18 protein-coding genes are annotated in these 19,058 nt (G+C 67.2%); 9 read left to right on the top strand and 9 right to left on the bottom strand.

The genetic code is table 11. The features are described 5' to 3' along the window. Positions 1–4 precede the first annotated feature (4 nt). Together acnB and E2F46_RS10780 are read left to right on the top strand one after the other, a co-directional pair. On the top strand, positions 5–2,596 hold the full coding sequence (gene acnB / locus E2F46_RS10785; protein ID WP_133322086.1) for a bifunctional aconitate hydratase 2/2-methylisocitrate dehydratase: 2,592 nt from the start codon (positions 5–7) through the stop codon (positions 2,594–2,596). 91 nt (positions 2,597–2,687) lie between these two features. Then, a complete protein-coding gene (locus tag E2F46_RS10780) occupies positions 2,688–3,038 on the top strand; it encodes a DUF3817 domain-containing protein (RefSeq protein ID WP_207949565.1) in 351 nt (116 codons plus the stop codon). Positions 3,039–3,056: 18 nt separating this feature from the next. On the opposite strand, the gene hflD is transcribed toward E2F46_RS10780, so the two are convergent. The 4 genes from hflD to E2F46_RS10760 are packed head-to-tail and all read right to left on the bottom strand — an operon-like array spanning position 3,057 to position 5,734. Next, on the bottom strand, positions 3,057–3,653 hold the full coding sequence (gene hflD, locus E2F46_RS10775) for a high frequency lysogenization protein HflD (protein WP_133322085.1): 597 nt from the start codon (positions 3,651–3,653) through the stop codon (positions 3,057–3,059). Continuing rightward, on the bottom strand, positions 3,653–4,771 hold the full coding sequence (mnmA, locus tag E2F46_RS10770; protein WP_133322084.1) for a tRNA 2-thiouridine(34) synthase MnmA: 1,119 nt from the start codon (positions 4,769–4,771) through the stop codon (positions 3,653–3,655). The genes hflD and mnmA overlap by 1 nt, the downstream gene beginning before the upstream one ends. Continuing rightward, the gene (locus E2F46_RS10765; RefSeq protein ID WP_133322083.1) at positions 4,768–5,232 is read right to left on the bottom strand and encodes an NUDIX hydrolase; all 465 of its coding nucleotides are present in this window, start codon (positions 5,230–5,232) and stop codon (positions 4,768–4,770) included. The genes mnmA and E2F46_RS10765 overlap by 4 nt, the downstream gene beginning before the upstream one ends. Before the next feature lie 16 nt (positions 5,233–5,248). Beyond that, the gene (locus tag E2F46_RS10760; protein ID WP_133322082.1) at positions 5,249–5,734 is read right to left on the bottom strand and encodes a hypothetical protein; all 486 of its coding nucleotides are present in this window, start codon (positions 5,732–5,734) and stop codon (positions 5,249–5,251) included. 92 nt (positions 5,735–5,826) lie between these two features. Here E2F46_RS10760 and clpS point away from each other — a divergent pair, with 92 nt between their 5' ends. Both clpS and clpA read left to right on the top strand, forming a co-directional pair. Beyond that, a complete protein-coding gene (gene clpS / locus E2F46_RS10755) occupies positions 5,827–6,147 on the top strand; it encodes an ATP-dependent Clp protease adapter ClpS (RefSeq protein WP_133322081.1) in 321 nt (106 codons plus the stop codon). A 79-nt stretch (positions 6,148–6,226) separates the two neighbouring features. After that, positions 6,227–8,503 carry an ATP-dependent Clp protease ATP-binding subunit ClpA gene (gene clpA / locus E2F46_RS10750; RefSeq protein WP_133322080.1) on the top strand — a complete coding sequence of 759 codons (2,277 nt, stop codon included), beginning with the start codon at positions 6,227–6,229 and terminating at the stop codon, positions 8,501–8,503. A 75-nt stretch (positions 8,504–8,578) separates the two neighbouring features. On the opposite strand, the gene E2F46_RS10745 is transcribed toward clpA, so the two are convergent. The 5 genes from E2F46_RS10745 to trxB form a co-directional block, all read right to left on the bottom strand. Then, positions 8,579–8,950, bottom strand: a complete 372-nt coding sequence (locus tag E2F46_RS10745) for a hypothetical protein (RefSeq protein WP_133322079.1) — start codon at positions 8,948–8,950, stop codon at positions 8,579–8,581. Between the two features lie 245 nt (positions 8,951–9,195). Then, positions 9,196–9,414 carry a translation initiation factor IF-1 gene (gene infA, locus E2F46_RS10740; protein WP_133322078.1) on the bottom strand — a complete coding sequence of 73 codons (219 nt, stop codon included), beginning with the start codon at positions 9,412–9,414 and terminating at the stop codon, positions 9,196–9,198. 96 nt (positions 9,415–9,510) lie between these two features. Continuing rightward, positions 9,511–10,245, bottom strand: coding sequence for a leucyl/phenylalanyl-tRNA--protein transferase (gene aat, locus E2F46_RS10735; RefSeq protein ID WP_133322077.1), 735 nt, complete (start codon positions 10,243–10,245; stop codon positions 9,511–9,513). 77 nt (positions 10,246–10,322) lie between these two features. Beyond that, entirely contained in the window at positions 10,323–11,447 is a 1,125-nt protein-coding gene (locus E2F46_RS10730) for a GNAT family N-acetyltransferase (RefSeq protein ID WP_133322076.1), read from the bottom strand. A 15-nt stretch (positions 11,448–11,462) separates the two neighbouring features. Continuing rightward, on the bottom strand, positions 11,463–12,416 hold the full coding sequence (gene trxB / locus E2F46_RS10725) for a thioredoxin-disulfide reductase (protein ID WP_133322075.1): 954 nt from the start codon (positions 12,414–12,416) through the stop codon (positions 11,463–11,465). 238 nt (positions 12,417–12,654) lie between these two features. Between trxB and E2F46_RS10720 the strand changes: the two genes are divergently transcribed. The 5 genes from E2F46_RS10720 (at position 12,655) to E2F46_RS10700 (ending at position 19,037) form a co-directional block, all read left to right on the top strand. After that, positions 12,655–13,722 carry an alanine dehydrogenase gene (locus tag E2F46_RS10720; protein WP_133322074.1) on the top strand — a complete coding sequence of 356 codons (1,068 nt, stop codon included), beginning with the start codon at positions 12,655–12,657 and terminating at the stop codon, positions 13,720–13,722. 46 nt (positions 13,723–13,768) lie between these two features. Further along, complete coding sequence (locus tag E2F46_RS10715) at positions 13,769–16,129, top strand: DNA translocase FtsK (protein ID WP_133322073.1); 2,361 nt, start codon at positions 13,769–13,771, stop codon at positions 16,127–16,129. Positions 16,130–16,239: 110 nt separating this feature from the next. After that, complete coding sequence (gene lolA, locus E2F46_RS10710) at positions 16,240–16,866, top strand: outer membrane lipoprotein periplasmic chaperone LolA (protein ID WP_133322072.1); 627 nt, start codon at positions 16,240–16,242, stop codon at positions 16,864–16,866. Positions 16,867–16,893: 27 nt separating this feature from the next. Further along, complete coding sequence (locus E2F46_RS10705; protein ID WP_133322071.1) at positions 16,894–17,571, top strand: hypothetical protein; 678 nt, start codon at positions 16,894–16,896, stop codon at positions 17,569–17,571. An 83-nt stretch (positions 17,572–17,654) separates the two neighbouring features. Then, the gene (locus E2F46_RS10700; protein ID WP_133322070.1) at positions 17,655–19,037 is read left to right on the top strand and encodes a replication-associated recombination protein A; all 1,383 of its coding nucleotides are present in this window, start codon (positions 17,655–17,657) and stop codon (positions 19,035–19,037) included. The last annotated feature ends 21 nt before the right edge of the window (positions 19,038–19,058 follow it).

The following is a 19,058-nucleotide window of genomic DNA, read 5'->3' as shown; positions in this document are numbered from 1 at the left end:
CACCATGCTGGACGCCTACCGCCAACACGCCGCCGAACGCGCCGCCCTCGGCATCCCGCCGCTGCCGCTCAGCGCGCAGCAGACCGCCGAACTGGTCGAGCTGGTCAAGGCGCCGCCTGCGGGCGAGGAAGACTTCCTCGTCGATCTGCTGACGAATCGCGTCCCGGCAGGCGTGGACGACGCGGCCAAGGTCAAGGCGTCCTACCTGGCCGCCATTGCGTTCGGCACGGAAACGACGCCGCTGATCAGCGCCAGGCGCGCCACCGAACTGCTGGGCACCATGCTGGGCGGCTACAACATCCACCCGCTGGTCGAACTGCTGGACAACGCCGAACTCGGCGCCACCGCCGCCGAAGGACTGAAGCACACGCTGCTGGTGTTCGATGCCTTCCACGACGTGCAGGAGAAGGCCGAGGCCGGCAACGCCAACGCCAAGGCGGTGCTGCAGAGCTGGGCCGACGCCGAATGGTTCACCAGCAAGCCCGAAGTGCCGGAGTCGCTGACCATCACCGTGTTCAAGGTCCCGGGCGAAACCAATACCGACGACCTGTCGCCGGCGCCCGACGCCACCACGCGCCCGGACATCCCGTTGCATGCGCTGGCGATGCTGAAGAACAAGCGCCCCGATGCGCCGTTCGTGCCGGAGGAAGACGGCAAGCGGGGGCCGGTCGCCGAGATCCTCGCGCTCAAGGACAAGGGTCATCTGGTGGCCTATGTCGGCGACGTGGTCGGCACCGGTTCCTCGCGCAAGTCGGCGACCAACAGCGTGCTGTGGTTCACCGGCCAGAACATCCCGTACATCCCCAACAAGCGCTTCGGCGGCGTCTGCCTGGGCAGCAAGATCGCCCCGATCTTCTACAACACGATGGAAGACGCCGGCGCGCTGCCGATCGAACTCGATGTGTCGCAAATGAACCACGGCGACGTGGTCGAACTGCGCCCCTACGACGGCAAGGCGCTGAAGGACGGCACTGTGATCGCCGAGTTCCAGGTCAAGTCCGAGGTGCTGTTCGACGAAGTGCGCGCCGGTGGCCGCATCCCGCTGATCATCGGCCGCGGCCTGACCGCCAAGGCGCGCGAGGCACTGAAGCTGCCGCCGACCGAACTGTTCCGCCAGCCGCAACAGCCCGCCGACAGCGGCAAGGGGTTCTCGCTGGCGCAGAAGATGGTGGGCCGCGCCTGCGGCCTGCCCGAAGGGCAGGGCGTGCGCCCGGGCACCTACTGCGAACCGACGATGACCTCGGTGGGTTCGCAGGACACCACGGGGCCGATGACCCGCGACGAACTGAAGGACCTGGCGTGCCTCGGCTTCAGCGCCGACCTCGTGATGCAGTCGTTCTGCCACACCGCTGCCTACCCGAAGCCGGTGGACGTGAAGACGCATCACACGCTGCCCGAGTTCATCTCGACCCGCGGTGGCATCTCGCTGCGTCCGGGCGACGGCGTGATCCACAGCTGGCTCAACCGCATGTTGCTGCCCGACACCGTCGGCACCGGCGGCGATTCGCACACCCGTTTCCCGGTGGGCATCTCGTTCCCGGCCGGTTCCGGCCTGGTTGCGTTCGCCGCCGCCACCGGCGTGATGCCGCTGGACATGCCCGAATCGGTGCTGGTGCGCTTCAAGGGTGACATGCAGCCGGGCGTGACGCTCCGCGACCTGGTCAACGCCATCCCGTACTACGCCATCCGGAACGGCCTGCTGACCGTCGCCAAGCAGGGCAAGAAGAACATCTTCTCCGGCCGCATCCTCGAGATCGAAGGCCTGCCGGACCTGAAGGTGGAGCAGGCGTTCGAACTGTCCGATGCCTCGGCCGAGCGTTCGGCGGCCGGCTGCACCGTACGGCTCAACAAGGAGCCGATCATCGAATACCTGACCAGCAACATCACGCTGCTGAAGTGGATGATCGCGGAAGGCTACGCCGACCCGCGCTCGCTGGCGCGTCGAATCGCGAAGATGGAAGCGTGGCTGGCCGATCCGCAGTTGCTGGAACCCGATGCCGACGCCGAGTACGCCGCCGTCATCGAGATCGACCTGGCCGACGTGCACGAGCCGCTGCTGGCCTGCCCGAACGATCCGGATGACGTGAAGACGCTCTCGGACGTCGCCGGCACCGTGATCGACGAAGTGTTCATCGGTTCGTGCATGACCAACATCGGCCACTTCCGTGCCGCCGCCAAGCTGCTGGAAGGCAAGCGCGACATTCCCACGCGCCTGTGGGTGGCGCCGCCGACCAAGATGGATGCGTCCGAGCTCACCAAGGAAGGCGTGTACGGCACCTTCGGCACCGCCGGTGCGCGCATGGAGATGCCCGGCTGCTCGCTGTGCATGGGCAACCAGGCGCAGGTGCGCGAAGGCGCCACCGTGTTCTCGACGTCGACGCGCAACTTCCCCAACCGCCTCGGCCGCAACTCAAACGTGTTCCTCGGCTCGGCGGAGCTGGCCGCCATCTGCTCACGCCTGGGCCGCATCCCGACCAGGGATGAATACATGGCCGACATCGGCGTGATCAACGACCAGGGCGCCGAGATCTACCGCTACATGAACTTCGACCAGATCGAGGAGTACCGGGAGACGGCGGGCAAGGTCGCAGCGTGATCAGCCTCCCGTCGCGTCGCGGGCGACCCTGCACCCTCCACGGAGTGCCCCTGCATGCCATGCCTGTTCGCATTCCCGGGCGGGCAACGGCATGACCTCCGTCACCCCCCTGTCGCCCGCCGGGCGGGTATTTGCAGTCGTCGCCTTCCTGGAGGCGGCGACCTGGGCAGGACTGCTGCTGGGCATGTACCTCAAGTACGTCAGCGGCACCACGGATGTCGGCGTGTGGTTGTTCGGACGACTGCATGGCGCTGCCTTCCTGCTGTACGTGGCGGTGGCCGTGGTGGCCGGCGCCCGCTTGCGCTGGCCCCTGTGGGCGCTTCTGGTCGCGGTGCTGGCGGCGATCCCGCCGCTGCTGACCCTGCCGGTGGAATACGTGTTCCGCAGGAAGGGACTGCTGTCGGCGCCGCCATTGCGTGCCACGCCGCAGGCCGCGAAGTAGCGCAGGACGCGGCAGCGATCAGAGCCAGTACTCGATCGCCTCCAGCATCGCCCGACGGCGCAGGCCGAAATCCCACAGGCTGCCGCCCAGCTGCCGCCACAGCACCGCCGAGCGCAGTGCTGCCAGCAGTACCGCCCGGATTTCGGCGACGATGTCCGCCTGCCCGAGGTAATGCGGGTTGCCCTGCACCATGACTTTCGGTCGCAGATGGCTGACGGTGTCCGCATACAGCCCGCCGAGCGCGGCATAGACCTCGGGATGTGCACTGCCAACGCGTTCGGCCAGTGGTTTGGTGGCGAGGATGCCGTCCAGCACTTCCTGCGCGGTGTCGCCGGAGGAGACGAAGCGACGTTCGAGCTGCAGCACCGAAAGCGCCAGCTTCGGCAGCTGCTCATCATCGCCCTGTCGCGAGAAGTAGTCGCGTAGCAGCAGCAGGCCAGGGCGGAGTTCGCGGGCGCTGCCATACACATCGACAGGCGATTCCGCATCGATCCGGAACACGCTGTCCATCGCCGTCGCCAGCACCGCGGCATCGGCCTGTCCGGTCTCGGCGACGCGGCGGACCTGCTTCAGCGCCTGGACCACGCCGGCCAGGGCCAGGATGCGTTGCTCCATCATGCCGCGTCCTCGCGCTGGCGCGTCTCGAGCGGGGCATCGGTCGCGGCGATCACCGCGCCGCCCAGGCACACGTCGCCGTCGTACAGCACCAGCGACTGGCCGGGGGTCACGGCGCGTTGCGCGCGTCCGAAGCGGACGGCGAGGGTTCCATTGTCTTGCACGATCACGTCGCAGGGTTCCTCGGATTGTCGATAACGGGTCTGGGCGGTGCAGGCGAAGTGGCGGGCGGGCGGGGCGCCATCGATCCAGTGCGCGGACTCGGTCCACAGCGCGTGCGACTGCAGGTACGGGCTGTCACTGCCCTGGTCGACGACCAGCACGTTCCGCGCCACGTCCTTGCCGACCACGTACCACGGTGCGGCGTCGAAACCGCGCACGCCGCCGATGTTCAGGCCCTCGCGCTGGCCCAGGGTGAAGTAGAACACGCCGGGGTGTTCGCCGATGCGACGGCCGTCCGGCGTGCGCATTTCGCCGCTGCGGGCGGGCAGGTAGCGGGACAGGAACGTGCGGAAATCGCGCTTGCCGATGAAACAGATGCCGGTGGAGTCCTTCTTCGCGGCCGTCGGCAATGCAGCGGCGCGCGCCATGCCGCGCACGTCGGCCTTCTGCAGCTCGCCCAGCGGGAACGTGGTCGCCGCCAGCTGTCGCTGGGCCAACTGGTGCAGGAAGTAGCTCTGGTCCTTTCCGGCATCCCGCGCACGCAGCAGGCGATGGCGCTTCCCGTCGAATGCGACACGCGCGTAGTGGCCGGTGGCGATGCGCTCGGCCCCCAGTCCACGCGCGGCATCGAGGAAATGCTTGAACTTTACCTCCCGATTGCACAACACGTCCGGGTTGGGCGTACGCCCGGCTGCGTACTCGGCGATGAAGTGTTCGAACACGCCGCTCCAGTACTCCGAGGAGAAATCGCGGAAGTGGATCGGGATGCCCAACCGCCCCGAGACCGCCACCGCATCGCGGCGATCGTCCTCGGCACGGCATTCGCCATCGCCGTCATCCGCCCAGTTCTGCATGAACAGGCCGGCGATCGACTCTCCCGCATCGCGCAGCAGCAGGGCAGCGACCGAAGAATCGACGCCTCCCGACATGCCGACGATGGTGCGTGGCGTCCTCACGCGACCTGGTTCAGCAACGAAAGCGGATGGCGGCTGCCGGCAAGGTAGTCGGATACGGCCTGCCAGACCAGCGGACTGCGGTGGCGGTCGCGCGCATCCATCAATTCGCCGGGGGTCATCCAGACGGCGCGGAGGATGCCTTCGTCGAGCGCTCGATCCGGATCGTGCCGGACCGGCTCGGCGGCAAATGCAAAGCGCAGGTAGTGCCGCCCGGTCTCCGGCGCACGCCACTGGTAGGTGCCGACGAAACCGGTCAGCGTGACATGCCAGCCGGTTTCCTCCAGCGTTTCACGCATCGCGGCTTCGACCAGGCTCTCGTCAGGCTCGAGATGACCGGCAGGCTGGTTCAGCACCTCCCGGCCATGCGCGCGCTCTTCCACGCACAGCACCCGGCCCTCCCGGACCACCACGGTCGCCACGGTCACGTCCGGCTGCCAGAAGCGCCCCTCGCGGTAGCTCATCGGGCGTCACTCCCGTTCACAGGTCGTCCCGGTCGCCGCTGAACTCGATTTCCTTGTCGTCGGCGGTCTGTGCCGCGATGTCCATGGCCGCCTCGAGCTGGGCGGCATCGATCCCGTCGGGCAGCTTGATCACGAAGTACAGCACGTCGCCACGGATCTCCCACGCGCCCAGCTTGTTGCTGCTGCTGTCAGCCAGCAGCGCGAGTGCAACCGGGCCGTTGATGCCATCGGCCGCCACGCGGGCGGCCGGGGCGAAAACCTCGCGCACCCGGAACCCGGCCACGCTCTCCGTCCCGCCCGACACGAACACCAGCTGGCTCCGTCCCTCCTGCGAATAGTTGTAGGTGACCTTGTAGTCGCCGTCCTCATCCACGACGTACTGGATACCCCGGGCGTCGAGCCGCGTCGCTACCGACGCGTCGAAGGCGATCGCCGGAGGAGCGAACAACGCGTACGCGAGCATCAGGCACGAGATGGACAACGGACGGGTGGCAGGGCGCATGGGGCTTTCCCGGTGGCTGGAAGGGCCATTGTGTCGCGGATGCGGCCGTAGCGTCCACGCCGCGGCGGCGGGCGGGTTCGTATAATCGCGCCATGACCCGCAAGCACGCCCCCGACCACGACCACGGCACCGTGGTCGAGACCAGCAAGCCCGAACTGGCCCGCCCCCCCATGTATTCGGTGCTGCTGCTGAACGACGACTACACGCCGATGGATTTCGTGGTAGACGTGCTGGTGAGGTTCTTCGCGCTGGACATCGAGCGGGCCACCCAGGTGATGCTGCACGTCCACACCCGTGGCCGCGGCGTCTGCGGGGTCTACAGCCGCGAGGTGGCCGAGTCGAAGGTGGCGCAGGTGAACGAATACTCGCGCCTCAACCAGCACCCGTTGCTTTGCACGATGGAAAAGGCCTAAAAAGGGCTGGACGGGCCAGGCATGGAAAAGCCGGCAGGCGGCCCCAGATAGCGGGTATCCCCACGGAGGCGTCCTCCCCATGTTCAGCAAGGACCTCGAATACACCATCGGCCAGTGCTACAAGCGCGCCCGCGAGGCGCGTGACGAGTACATGACGGTCGAACACCTGCTGCTGTCGCTGCTCGACAACCCGTCCGCGGAGGTCGTGCTGAAGGCGACCGGCGCCGATTTCGAACGGCTGCGTACCGACCTGGAACAGGCCATCCTGGCCTCGGTATCCAAGCTGGCCGATGACGATACTCGCGACACCCAGCCCACCCTCGGCTTCCAGCGCGTGCTGCAGCGCGCCGTCTACCACGTGCAGTCCTCGGGCAAGAAGGAAGTGACCGGCGCCAACGTGCTGGTCGCCATCTTCGGCGAGAAGGACTCGCACGCGGTCTATTTCCTCAACCAGCAGGACGTGACCCGGCTCGACGTCGTCAACTACCTGTCGCACGGCATCGCCAAGACCGGCCAGGACGAGGCGGAGCACGGCCACGACGAGCCCTCCGGCAAGGAAGGTGGCGAGGGCGAGGCCAAGGGCGATGCGCTGGACGAGTTCGCCAGCAACCTCAATGCGATGGCGCTGGAAGGCAGGATCGATCCACTGGTGGGCCGCGCCGAGGAGATCGAACGCACCATCCAGGTGCTGTGCCGCCGTCGCAAGAACAATCCGCTCTACGTCGGCGAGGCCGGCGTGGGCAAGACCGCCATCGCCGAAGGCCTGGCCAAGCGCATCGTCGACGGCGAGGTGCCCGAGGTACTGGCCGACGCCACCATCTATTCGCTGGACCTGGGCGCGCTGGTCGCCGGTACCAAATACCGCGGCGATTTCGAGAAGCGGCTCAAGGCCGTGCTGACCGCGGTGAAGAAGCACCCCGGCGCGATCCTGTTCATCGACGAGATCCACACCATCATCGGCGCCGGCTCGGCCAGCGGCGGCACGATGGATGCCTCCAACCTGATCAAGCCCGCGCTGGCGTCGGGCGAGCTGCGCTGCATCGGGTCCACCACGTTCCAGGAATACCGCGGCATCTTCGAGAAGGACCGTGCGCTGGCGCGGCGCTTCCAGAAGATCGACATCGTCGAGCCCACCGTGGGCGAGACCTACGAGATCCTGCAGGGTCTCAAGCCCAAGTACGAGGCCCACCATGCGGTCAGCTACGCCGACGAGGCGCTGCAGGCCGCAGTGGACCTGTCGGTCAAGCACATCGCCGACCGGCTGCTGCCGGACAAGGCCATCGACGTGATCGACGAGGCCGGCGCGCGCCAGCGGCTGCTGCCGGAAAACCTGCGCAAGGCAATGATCGACGTGGAAGAGGTGGAGACCATCGTCGCCAAGATGGCGCGCATCCCGGCCAAGCAGGTCAGCGCCTCCGACAAGGACGTGCTCGAGCATCTGGAGCGCAACCTCAAGATGGTCATCTTCGGGCAGGACCCGGCGATCGAGACACTGACCTCGGCGATCAAACTGGCACGCTCCGGCCTCGCCAACCCCGACAAGCCGATCGGCAATTTCCTGTTCGCGGGGCCCACCGGCGTCGGCAAGACCGAAGTAACCCGGCAGCTCGCGCTGCAGCTCGGCATCGAGCTGGTCCGCTTCGACATGTCCGAGTACATGGAGCCGCATTCGGTTTCGCGCCTGATCGGCGCGCCCCCCGGCTACGTCGGCTTCGACCAGGGCGGCCTGCTGACCGAGAAGATCGTCAAGACGCCGCACTGCGTGTTGCTGCTGGACGAGGTGGAAAAGGCGCACCCGGACATCTTCAACATCCTGTTGCAGGTCATGGACCGCGGCGTGCTGACCGACACCAACGGCCGCGAGGCGAATTTCAGGAACGTCATCGTGGTGATGACCACCAATGCAGGTGCGGCGCAGGCGGCGCGGCGGTCGATCGGCTTCACCCGCCAGGACCACAGCACCGATGCGATGGAAGTGATCCGCAAGGGCTTCACGCCGGAGTTCCGCAACCGGCTCGATGCCATCGTGCAGTTCCAGGCGCTGGGCATGGACCACATCCTGCGCGTGGTGGACAAGTTCCTGATCGAGCTGGAAGCGCAGCTGCACGACAAGCACGTGACGCTGTCGGCCACGCCGGCCGCGCGCGACTGGCTGGCGCAGCATGGTTTCGACCCGCTGATGGGTGCACGGCCGATGGCCCGGGTGATCCAGGACAAGATCAAGCGCCCGCTGGCGGACGAACTGCTGTTCGGCAAGCTGGTCGACGGGGGCCGGGTCAACGTGGACGTGCGCGACGATCAGTTGCTCGTCGAAGCCATCCCTGAACCGGAAAAACTGCTGCCGGCGACGGTGTGATCTCGTCCTGCGGGGGCGCGACGACGATGGTCGTGCCCCCGCGATCAATGTTGTAATCCTTGCCGCAGGCTGCGCTCAGCGACGACGGCGCTGTTGCCGGCTGAAATCCTCCGGGGCGATCCGGCTCACTTCTCCGACCGCACACGTTTCGCGCGGCGTCTCGACTACGCCGGCGCCCGGGCACAAACGTCCTTCGCGCCCCTCCGCACGGATGGTGACGCGCGATGCCGTGGGCAAAGAGCCGCAGCTCCGCTGGAACGCGACCTTGTAGTGCTCGTCGCCGGTCTTGACCAGGAAGTGCTGGCTGTCGCCGCTGCGCACGATCTGGTGCGCGGGCGCCAGGTCGATGCAGCGATCCACGGCATCGCGCGATGCGGCGTGGACGCCACTGGCCGTGCCAAGCAGGGCAACGGACGACAACAGGAAGGGGAAGGCGGCATGTTTCATGGCGGCAGGTCTCGTACGTATCGCCCGGAGCGGGCAAGCGGACGATAGGACCACGCCGCCGTCCGCGAATCTGGCGGAAGGCGCCATGACCGATGGCCAATTGCTCCGACCAGTGCAACCATCCAAGCGACTCGTGCATCCAGCGCCCAAGCAATCGTTCGGCGGGTAATCGCGTAATGCAGAAAGGCAGCCCATGGCTGCCTTTCGTGTCGACACATGCTGCATGCTTGCGCAGCGGTTGCAGGCTACTTCATTCGGTAGGTGATGCGACCCTTGGTCAGGTCGTACGGGGTCATTTCCACCTTGACCCGGTCGCCAGTGAGGATGCGGATGTAGTTCTTCCGCATGCGTCCGGAAATGTGGGCAATGATTTCGTGGCCGTTCTCCAGCTTGACCCGGAACATGGTGTTCGGGAGGGTCTCGGAGATCGTGCCTTCGAATTCGATGACGTCGTCTTTCGCCATGCGTCCTGTAACTCTGGGGATAGGGGTACCCGGCGGACGAGGCCGCAGGTAAGCGCACCATTGTGTCACGCGACCCGTTTTGATGCAAAAGTTCCGTTAACAGGCGAGTTCGGCTGCGGACATGCCGGCGAACGCCTCGGTCCACCCGCCCGGTGCACCCGGCGCATCGACCAGCCCGGCGATGGCGGCCAGGAACTCCGTGCGGGGCATCGACCGGGCGCCGAGGCTGCGCAGGTGCGCATTGTCCACCTGCGCGTCCAGTAGCGGCCATCCCCATGCCGACAGACGGCGGGCGAGGGCCGCCAGCGCTACCTTCGATCCACCCGATGCGGCACTGAACATGCTCTCGCCGAAGAACACCCGGCCAATCGCGACGCCATAGATGCCGCCGACGAGCCTTGTCCCGTCGAACACTTCCACGCTGTGCGCATGCCCCAGCCGGTGCATGCGCCCATAGGCGGCTTGCATGTCCGGCGTGATCCAGGTGCCGTCCTGCCCGTTCCGCGGCATCGAAGCGCAGGCGGCCACCACCGCATCGAAGGCGGTATCGGCCCGGATCGTCCATGGCGACGTCCGCAGGCTGCGACGGAACCGCGACGACAGCCGCACGCCATCGGTGCGGAACACCATGCGCGGGTCCGGGCACCACCACAGGATCGGCTGCCCCTCGGAAAACCATGGGAAGACCCCGTGGCGATAGGCGTTGAGCAGTCGCTCCGGCGACAGGTCGCCGCCGAAGGCCAGCAACCCGTCCGGCCGGCGCAGCGCGGAGGCCGGGGCGGGGAAGGGCGCGGACGGGTCCGACGGCAATCGCGGCAGGTGGAGGCTCACGCCGGCATTGTGTCCGAGCCGGGCCCCGGCGGCGACACGCCGGCGCCGCGCCGTGCCTCACGGAGGCTCGGCTCCCGTCAGGGCTTCCGGAATGGCGAGCGCGCCGTAAGCAATCCCGCGTATCGGCGCACGGACTCGGACTCGTCGCCACACCATGCGCGCAACGCCTCGCGGAACCCCGGGTGCGCGATCCAGTGGCGGCTGCGCACCAGTGTCGGCAGGAACCCGCGCGCGATCTTGTGCTCGCCCTGCGCGCCCGGTTCGAACGCACGTAGCCCCTCGCGCAGGCAGTACTCGATACCCTGGTAGTAGCAGGTCTCGAAGTGCAGGCCGGGCAGCGTGGCATGGCTGCCCCAGTACCGGCCGTACAGCGTGTCGCCGCCGCGCAGGCAGAGTGCGCCGGCGATCTGCTGGCCGCCGTGTTCGGCGAACACCAGCACGAGGTTGCGCGGCGTGGTCCTTGCCAGGTGCTGCAGAAATGCAAGCGTCAGTGCCGGAGAGTTGCCGTACTCTGCGAAGGTCTGCAGGTAGAAACCATGCATCGCCGCGATGTCGCCCTTGCTGGCTTCGTCGCCATGCACCACACGGAAACGCACGCCGGCTTCGGCTACCTTGCGTCGCTCCTGGCGGATGTTCTTGCGGTGCTTGTGGTCCATGGCCGCGAGGAAGTCATCGAACGCGGTCCAGCCGGCGGTGTTGCGCCAGTGGTACTGCACGTCGATCCGGCGCAGCCAGGCCTCGTCGAATGCATCGTCCTCGCCTTCGCGGTGGAAATTGACATGCACGGAAGACGCGCCGTCCGCTGCGGCCGTCGCCGCGAGCGCCTCCAGCAGGAATTGTCGCGAGGCCGGATCCCTTGCCAGCAGGCGCGGGCCGGTGACCGGCGAGTAGGGCACCGCGCACAGCAGCTTCGGGAAGTAGTCCATGCCGTGCTGCGCGTACGCGTGCGCCCAGGCATGGTCGAACACGAACTCGCCGTGCGAATTGCGCTTGACGTAATTCGGTGCGGCGGCAACCAGCGTTCCGCCCTCCCACAGCGTCACGTGGCGCGGCGTCCAGCCCCAGTCCGGGCGCAGGCAGCCGTGCGCCTCCAGCCCATGCAGGAACGCATGCGACACGAACGGATGGGTGCCATCGTGCAGCGTGTCCCACTGGCTGGCGGGAATCTCCGACAGCGCGTCGATGACGCGCAGGGTGGGCATCGGCGTCGACCGAACCTAGTCGTGCTTGTCCAGGAACTTCTCGGCATCCAGCGCGGCCATGCAGCCGAAGCCGGCCGAGGTGATCGCCTGGCGATAGACCTGGTCGGCGACGTCGCCGGCCGCGAACACACCCTTGACCGAGGTTTCCGTGGCGCCGCCGGACAGGCCGGTGCGGATCTCGATGTAGCCGTTGTTCATCGCCAGCTGGCCTTCGAACAGCGTGGTGTTGGGCGTGTGGCCGATGGCCACGAAGAAACCATGCACCGCGATCTCGCGCGTGCTGCCGTCCTGCACCGACTTCAGGCGCATCCCCGTCACGCCGCTGTCGTCGCCCAGCACCTCGTCGACGGTGTGGTGCCACACCGGTTCGATCTTGCCGGCCTCGATCCTGGCGAACAGCTTGTCCTGCATGATCTTCTCGGCGCGCAGCGTGTCGCGGCGGTGCACCAGGTAGACCTTGCGGGCGATGTTGGACAGGTACAGCGCTTCCTCGACGGCGGTGTTGCCGCCGCCGATCACCGCCACGTCCTGGTCGCGGTAGAAGAAGCCGTCGCAGGTGGCGCAGGCGGACACACCGCGGCCCTTGTACTTGTCTTCCGACTCCAGCCCCAGGTACTTGGCGGTGGCGCCGGTGGAAATGATCAGGGCGTCGGCGGTGTACTCGCCGTTGTCGCCCTTCAGCCGGAACGGACGCTGCGACAGGTCCGCGCTGTGCACGTGGTCGAAGATCACTTCGGTATCGAAACGCTCGGCATGCGCCTGCATGCGCGCCATCAGGTCCGGCCCCATCAGCCCGTGTGCGTCGCCGGGCCAGTTGTCGACCTCGGTGGTGGTGGTCAGCTGCCCGCCCGGCTGGATGCCGGTGAGCACCACGGGCTTTAGGTTGGCGCGGGCCGCATAGACGGCGGCGGTCCAGCCGGCGGGGCCGGAACCGAGGATCAACAGGCGGCAGTGTCGTGGGGTGCTCATGTATACTCGCGGGCCATGGAAATGCTGCGTAACGGGCGTATAGCTTGGCGGCGCGGCAGCGGCAAAACAAGGCGCGCGCGGCATGCGGTGGCGGAACGGTGATTCCGATTCCGGCCGATGCAATCCGCGAGGCGATGTCCGCCGCACCACACACGAGCCCGTGCGACCCGTCGCGCGGGTTTTTCACGACTGGACTTTGTGCATCCCGCGCGGGATGCGTTGAACCGGAGAGTCACTGATGCGTATCGGCGTACCCAAGGAAACCAAGACCCTCGAAGGCCGCGTGGCCCTGGTGCCGGCAGCGGCAGGCGACCTGGTCAAGCGCGGCCACGAGGTGTGGATCGAGCGCGACGCAGGCGTGAAGTCCGGTTTCGCCGATGGCGATTACGCCAAGCTGGGCGTCAAGATCGCCCCCGATGCCGGCGCGCTGTACGAGAAGGGCGAGCTGATCGTGAAGGTCAAGGAGCCGATCGATGGCGACCTGGCGCTGCTGCGCAAGGACCACCTGCTGTTCTGCTACCTGCACCTGGCGCCGCTGCCGGACCTCACCCGCCGCCTGCTCGACATCGGCCTGACCGGCGTCGCGTTCGAGACGGTGGAACTGGACAACGGCGAGTTGCCGCTGCTGGCGCCGATGTCGGTGATCGCCGGCAAGATCGCGGTGCAGGTCGGCACGCACTACCTGCACCAGCCGATGGGCGGGAAGGGCAAGCTGCTGGGCGGGCTGCCGTCGACCGAGCGCGGCAAGGTGGTGGTGTTCGGTGCCGGACAGGCCGGTGGCGCTTCCGCGGCGCTGGCCGCGGCGGGTGGTTCCAACGTGGTCGTGTTCGAGAAGCGCCAGGACCGCATGGAGGAAATGATGCGGCTGGGCAACAACGTCACCGCGCTGTACCCCTACGACGACGTCGTGGCACGCGAAGTGGCGAAGGCCGACCTGGTGATCGGCGCGGTGCTGGTGACCGGTGCGGTCGCCCCGCACGTGGTGACGCGCCAGATGATGGAAGACATGGAGGACGGCAGCGTGCTGGTCGACATCTCCATCGACCAGGGCGGCTGCTTCGAGACCTCGCGCCCGACGACCTGGAAGGAGCCGACCTACACCGAGGAAGGCGTGATCCACTTCTGCGTGACCAACATGCCCGGCGCGGTGCCGCAGACGTCGTCGCAAGCCATCTGCGCGGCCATCCTGCCCTGGGTGAACAAGCTGGCGTCAGGCGACTGGCGCGACAACCAGGCGCTGGTGCGCGGGATCAACGTGGAAGGTGGCAAGCTGGTGCATCCGGCGCTGCAATCCATGAAACTTTGACGTAAGATCAATCGATTGGATCGACTTCCTAAGGCGATGTATCACGGTGGCACGAGCGACTACGGACCGTAGCAAACGCCGGCGCGCAGTAGCGGACGAGACCGTTGCCGCGCCCAATCCACGCCGCCAGCGCCTGTTCCGCGACATCGCGCTGATCCTGATCGCGCCGTTCCTGCTGTACCTGTTGGTCTGCCTGGCGACCTATTCGCCGGACGATCCCGGCTGGTCCAGCGCGGGCAGCGTGGCGGCGCCGCTGCAGAACGCCGGCGGCACCGTCGGCGCATGGTTGGCCGACGTGCTGCTGTACCTGACCGGCTACGTGGCCTACCTGCTGCCGATCATGCTCGGCGCGATCGCATGGATCGCGCTGTTCGGCATGGATGTCGACGGCGATGGCAACGTCGACCTGGGGCCGGCGCTGCGGCTGGTGGGCATCGTGGGGTTCCTGGTCGCCGCGACCGGCCTGCTGTACCTGCGCCTGCCTGCGGTCGAGAACCTGTCGGCCGGGGGCGGCGGCATACTTGGTCGTTTGATCGGCAATGCGCTGTACAGCGGCTTCGGCGGGGTGGGGGGCAACCTGTTCCTGATCGCCTTGCTGCTGGTCTCGGTGACGCTGGCGACCGGACTCTCGTGGCTGGCGGTGATGGATCGCATCGGCGGATGGGCGCTGAAGCTGCCCGAGCTGTTCCGGCGCAGCAGCAAGCAGGCCTCGGACTGGCGCGAGGCGCGCCAGCATCGCGAGGAGCGCCAGGAGATCCGCAAGGTCGACACCGAGCTGCGCGCCAAACGGGAGAAGGTCAGGATCGAGCCGCCGGCCACGCCCGTGGTCGAGAAGAGCGACCGCGCGAAGCGCGAGCAGCAGATCCCGTTGTTCCACGGCACTGGCGGCGATGCCTCGGGCCTGCCGCCACTGTCGCTGCTGGACGACCCCAAGCCGCAGCCAAAGGGCTACGACGAGGAGACGCTGGAGACGCTGTCGCGGCAGATCGAGTTCAAGCTCAAGGACTTCCGCATCGACGTGGAGGTCAAGGAAGCACAGCCGGGCCCGGTGATCACGCGCTTCGAGATGGAACCGGCGCCGGGGGTGAAGGTCAGCCAGATCAGCTCGCTGGACAAGGACATCGCACGCGGCCTGTCGGTGAAGTCCGTACGTGTGGTGGACGTGATCCCCGGCAAGTCGGTGATCGGCATCGAGATCCCGAATGTCACCCGCGAGATGATCTATCTCAGCGAGCTGCTGCGCTCGAAGGAGTACGACAAGTCCGGCAGCCCACTGACGCTGGCTTTGGGCAAGGGCATCAGCGGGCAATCCGTGGTGGCGGACCTGGCGCGCATGCCGCACCTGCTGGTCGCTGGTACCACCGGCTCGGGCAAGTCGGTCGCAGTGAATGCCATGGTGCTCAGCCTGTTGTTCAAGGCCACGCCGAAAGACCTGCGGATGTTGATGATCGACCCGAAGATGCTGGAACTCAGCGTCTACCAGGGCATTCCGCACCTGCTGGCGCCGGTGGTCACCGACATGAAGGAGGCCGCCAACGGCCTGCGCTGGTGCGTGGCCGAGATGGAGCGCCGCTACAAGCTGATGAGCGCGGTCGGCGTGCGCAACCTGGCCGGTTTCAACAAGAAGGTGAAAGACGCGCAGGACGCCGGCCAGCCACTGCTGGATCCGCTGTTCCGCCCGAACCCGGAATCCGACGAACTGGCGCAGCCGCTGGAAACGCTGCCGTTCATCGTCATCTTTATCGACGAATTCGCCGACATGATGATGATCGTCGGCAAGAAGGTCGAAGAGCTGATCGCGCGCCTTGCGCAGAAGGCACGTGCGGCGGGCATCCACCTGATCCTCGCGACGCAGCGGCCTTCGGTCGATGTCATCACCGGCCTGATCAAGGCCAACATCCCCACCCGCATCGCGTTCCAGGTGTCCAGCAAGATCGACTCGCGCACCATTCTCGACCAGTCCGGCGCTGAAACGCTGCTGGGCCACGGCGACATGTTGTACCTGCCGCCGGGCACCGCGATGCCGGAGCGCGTGCACGGCGCCTTCGTGTCGGACGAGGAAGTGCATCGCGTGGTCGAACAACTCAAGCACAGCGGCGGCGGTCCGGACTACATCGAGGGTGTGCTGGAAGAAGCGCAGACCATGTACGACGGCAGCAGCATCGGTGCGACCGGCCTGCCCGAAGCGGCCGCTGCGTCGGGCGATGAGTCGGACCCGCTGTACGACGAGGCGGTGAAGATCGTCACGGAATCGCGCCGCGCGTCGATTTCCGGCGTGCAGCGCCGGCTCAAGATCGGCTACAACCGCGCCGCGCGCCTCGTCGAGGCGATGGAGGCGGCAGGCGTCGTGTCCGCGCCCGAACACAACGGCGACCGCAGCGTGCTGGCCCCGCCACCGCCCAAATAGCGTTCTGCCTTAACGCAGGCTTCGATAGGCGTGGCCCTAGCCGGCCGTGAAGGCACGTATTCAGTTTCGCCTTCGCACACTGCGCGCATCGACCCACAGGAATCCGCACCATGATCCGCACCCTCCACTGGCTCGCCATCGTCGCCGTCCTGTTCTCCAGCGTTGCCCATGCCAACGGGCGCGACCGGCTGGATGGCTTCACGCAAGGACTCAAGGGGCTCGACGGCCAGTTCACGCAGCGCGTGTTCGACGGCAATGGCCGCGTGAAGGAAACCACCAGCGGCCGGGTTGCGCTGTCCGCGCCGCGCCAGTTCCGTTGGGAATACGTGCGCCCGTATCCTCAGCTGATCATTGCCGATGGCAACACGGTCTGGGTCTACGACCCCGACATGGAGCAGGTGACGCGTCGCCCGCAGGGCGCCGCCGAACAGGACAGCCCGCTGGCGGCCCTGATCGATCCGGGCAAACTGGACCGCGACTACGTGGTGGAGGACGGTGGCGAGTCCGCCGGCCTGCAGTGGGTGGTGCTGAAGCCGAAGCAGGGCCAGGATGCCGCGTTTGATTCCGCCCGCATTGGCCTGGATGGCAACGGCGTGGCGCGCATGGACATTCATGACGCGCTGGGCCAGCGCACCGAGATCGTGTTCACCGGCTGGAAGCGCAACCCTTCATTCGCCCGCGGCACTTTCGCGTTCACCCCGCCTGCCGGCGTGGACGTGATCGGCGGCGAGGGCTGAATCAGCGGCGACATGCAGGGGAGGGGGATGGCGTTGCGAGGCAAATCGGGTGCGCAGCGCGCGTTGACCCCCTGGTTGGTGGGGACGCTCGCCTTGGCCCTAGCCGCCAGTGCCGGGGCAACGTCCGCTGAGCTGCCTCGTGCGCCTGCCGGTAGCGGCGACGAAACGCTGGACAACGCGGTCGCCGCCGTCGTCGTGGCCGCGCTGGGTGAGCAATTCGCCGGGCACGAACCGATTTCCATCCGCCTCGACGTCGTGGACGTGGTATCGACCAGCGAACGTGACCGGGTGGTCAGCGGGGAAGGGCGCCTCCGTCTGGGCGACGACCCCGACTGGATCGGCTTCCGTTACCGCACCCGTTACGACGGCAGTTTCGGCAATGCCGGCTATCCCGAGCTGGTGCTGGGTGGCGTCGGCGATGTTGAACGCGTGGTTCCCAACGACGCGGCCCTGGTGCGGCAACTGGACGACCAGGTGGTCGCCGAACTGGACCGCACGCAGGGCGGCGGCGCACGCCTGCAACTCGACCGCATCGACACCGCCGAAGCCGGCCACCGCTTCCTGCGCATCGATGCCAGCGGCATCGTCGACTTCGGCCTGCGCGGGCTGACCCCGATCCGCATCGAGTCGCTGTACGACACGGCCCGGTCCACCTGGCAGCGCGTGTACTACGAACTGGGCCTCGTCGGCGACGCGAGCGAGTAGGTCCGACGAGCGGCAACACCATCGCACCGCCTGCGACACGCGCTTGCTATCGTGTCCGCGGAACCCCATCTGCAAGGCAACGCGTGCCCAAGGCCAACCGCCAGCCCCCGAACACCGCAAGCGACGACCTGCTGGACGTCGACCGCACGGCGCTGCGCCCGCTGGCCGAGCGCATGCGGCCGCGTACGCTGGATGACATGGTGGGGCAACGCCGCCTGCTTGCGCCTGGCTCGGCGCTGCGCCAGTCGGTCGAATCCGGACACGTGCATTCGATGGTGCTGTGGGGTCCGCCCGGTTGCGGCAAGACCACGCTGGCCCTGCTGCTGGCGCATTACGCCGATGCCGAGTTCCGCGCCATTTCCGCCGTACTGGCCGGCCTGCCCGAAGTGCGGCAAGTGCTGGCCGAAGCCGGGCACCGCTTCGTCGACGGTCGCCGCACGGTACTGTTCGTCGACGAAGTGCACCGCTTCAACAAGGCGCAGCAGGACGCATTCCTGCCGCATATCGAACGCGGCACCATCGTCTTCGTCGGCGCTACCACTGAGAATCCTTCTTTCGAGTTGAACTCGGCGCTGCTGTCGCGCTGCCGCGTGCACGTCATGGAAGCGGTGTCGCCTGAAGACATCGAACTCGCGCTTCGACGCGCGCTGGACGACGGGGAGCGCGGACTGGGCGGTCGCGGCGTGGTGGTGTCGGACCAACACCTGCACCTGATCGCAGTCGCGGCGGATGGCGACGTCCGGCGGGGGTTGACGCTGCTCGAAATCGCATCGGAGCTGGCGGCCGAGGGCGGCGCCGTCACCGATGCCACGCTGGAACAGGTGCTGGCCGACCGCACGCGCCGCTTCGACAAGGGCGGAGAGCAGTTCTACGACCAGATCTCGGCCTTGCACAAGTCGGTACGTAGCTCCAATCCCGACGCCGCGCTGTACTGGTTCAGCCGCATGCTCGACGGCGGCTGCGACCCGCTGTACCTCGCACGCCGGATGACGCGCATGGCGGTGGAAGACATCGGTCTTGCCGACCCGCGCGCCTTGCCGATGGCCATCGATGCCTGGGAGACCTATGACCGCCTGGGCAGCCCCGAAGGCGAACTGGCGCTGGCGCAACTGGTCATCTACCTGGCCAGCACCGCGAAATCCAACGCCGCCTACGTTGCCTTCAAGGCCGCGCAGCGCGACGTGCGCGAATACGGCACGCAGGACGTGCCCATGCACCTGCGCAACGCGCCGACGAAGCTGATGAAGGAGCTCGGCTACGCCAAAGGCTACCAGTACGACCACGACGCCGACGGTGGCGTGGCGCTGGACCAGACCGGCTTTCCCGATGCCATGGGCGAACGCACCTATTACCGGCCGGTGGAGCGGGGCATGGAACTCAAGCTCAAGGACAAGCTGGACCGCTTGCGAGGTGCGCGCAGGCAGGCAGCGCGGAAGCGGGCCGACAACGACACAGCAGAGGGCTGACACATGGCTTCCCAGTCGGTC

It is taken from the genome of Luteimonas aestuarii, from assembly GCF_004357985.1.
Taxonomy (GTDB): domain Bacteria; phylum Pseudomonadota; class Gammaproteobacteria; order Xanthomonadales; family Xanthomonadaceae; genus Luteimonas; species Luteimonas aestuarii.
This window is presented reverse-complemented; position numbering and strand designations above follow the sequence as displayed.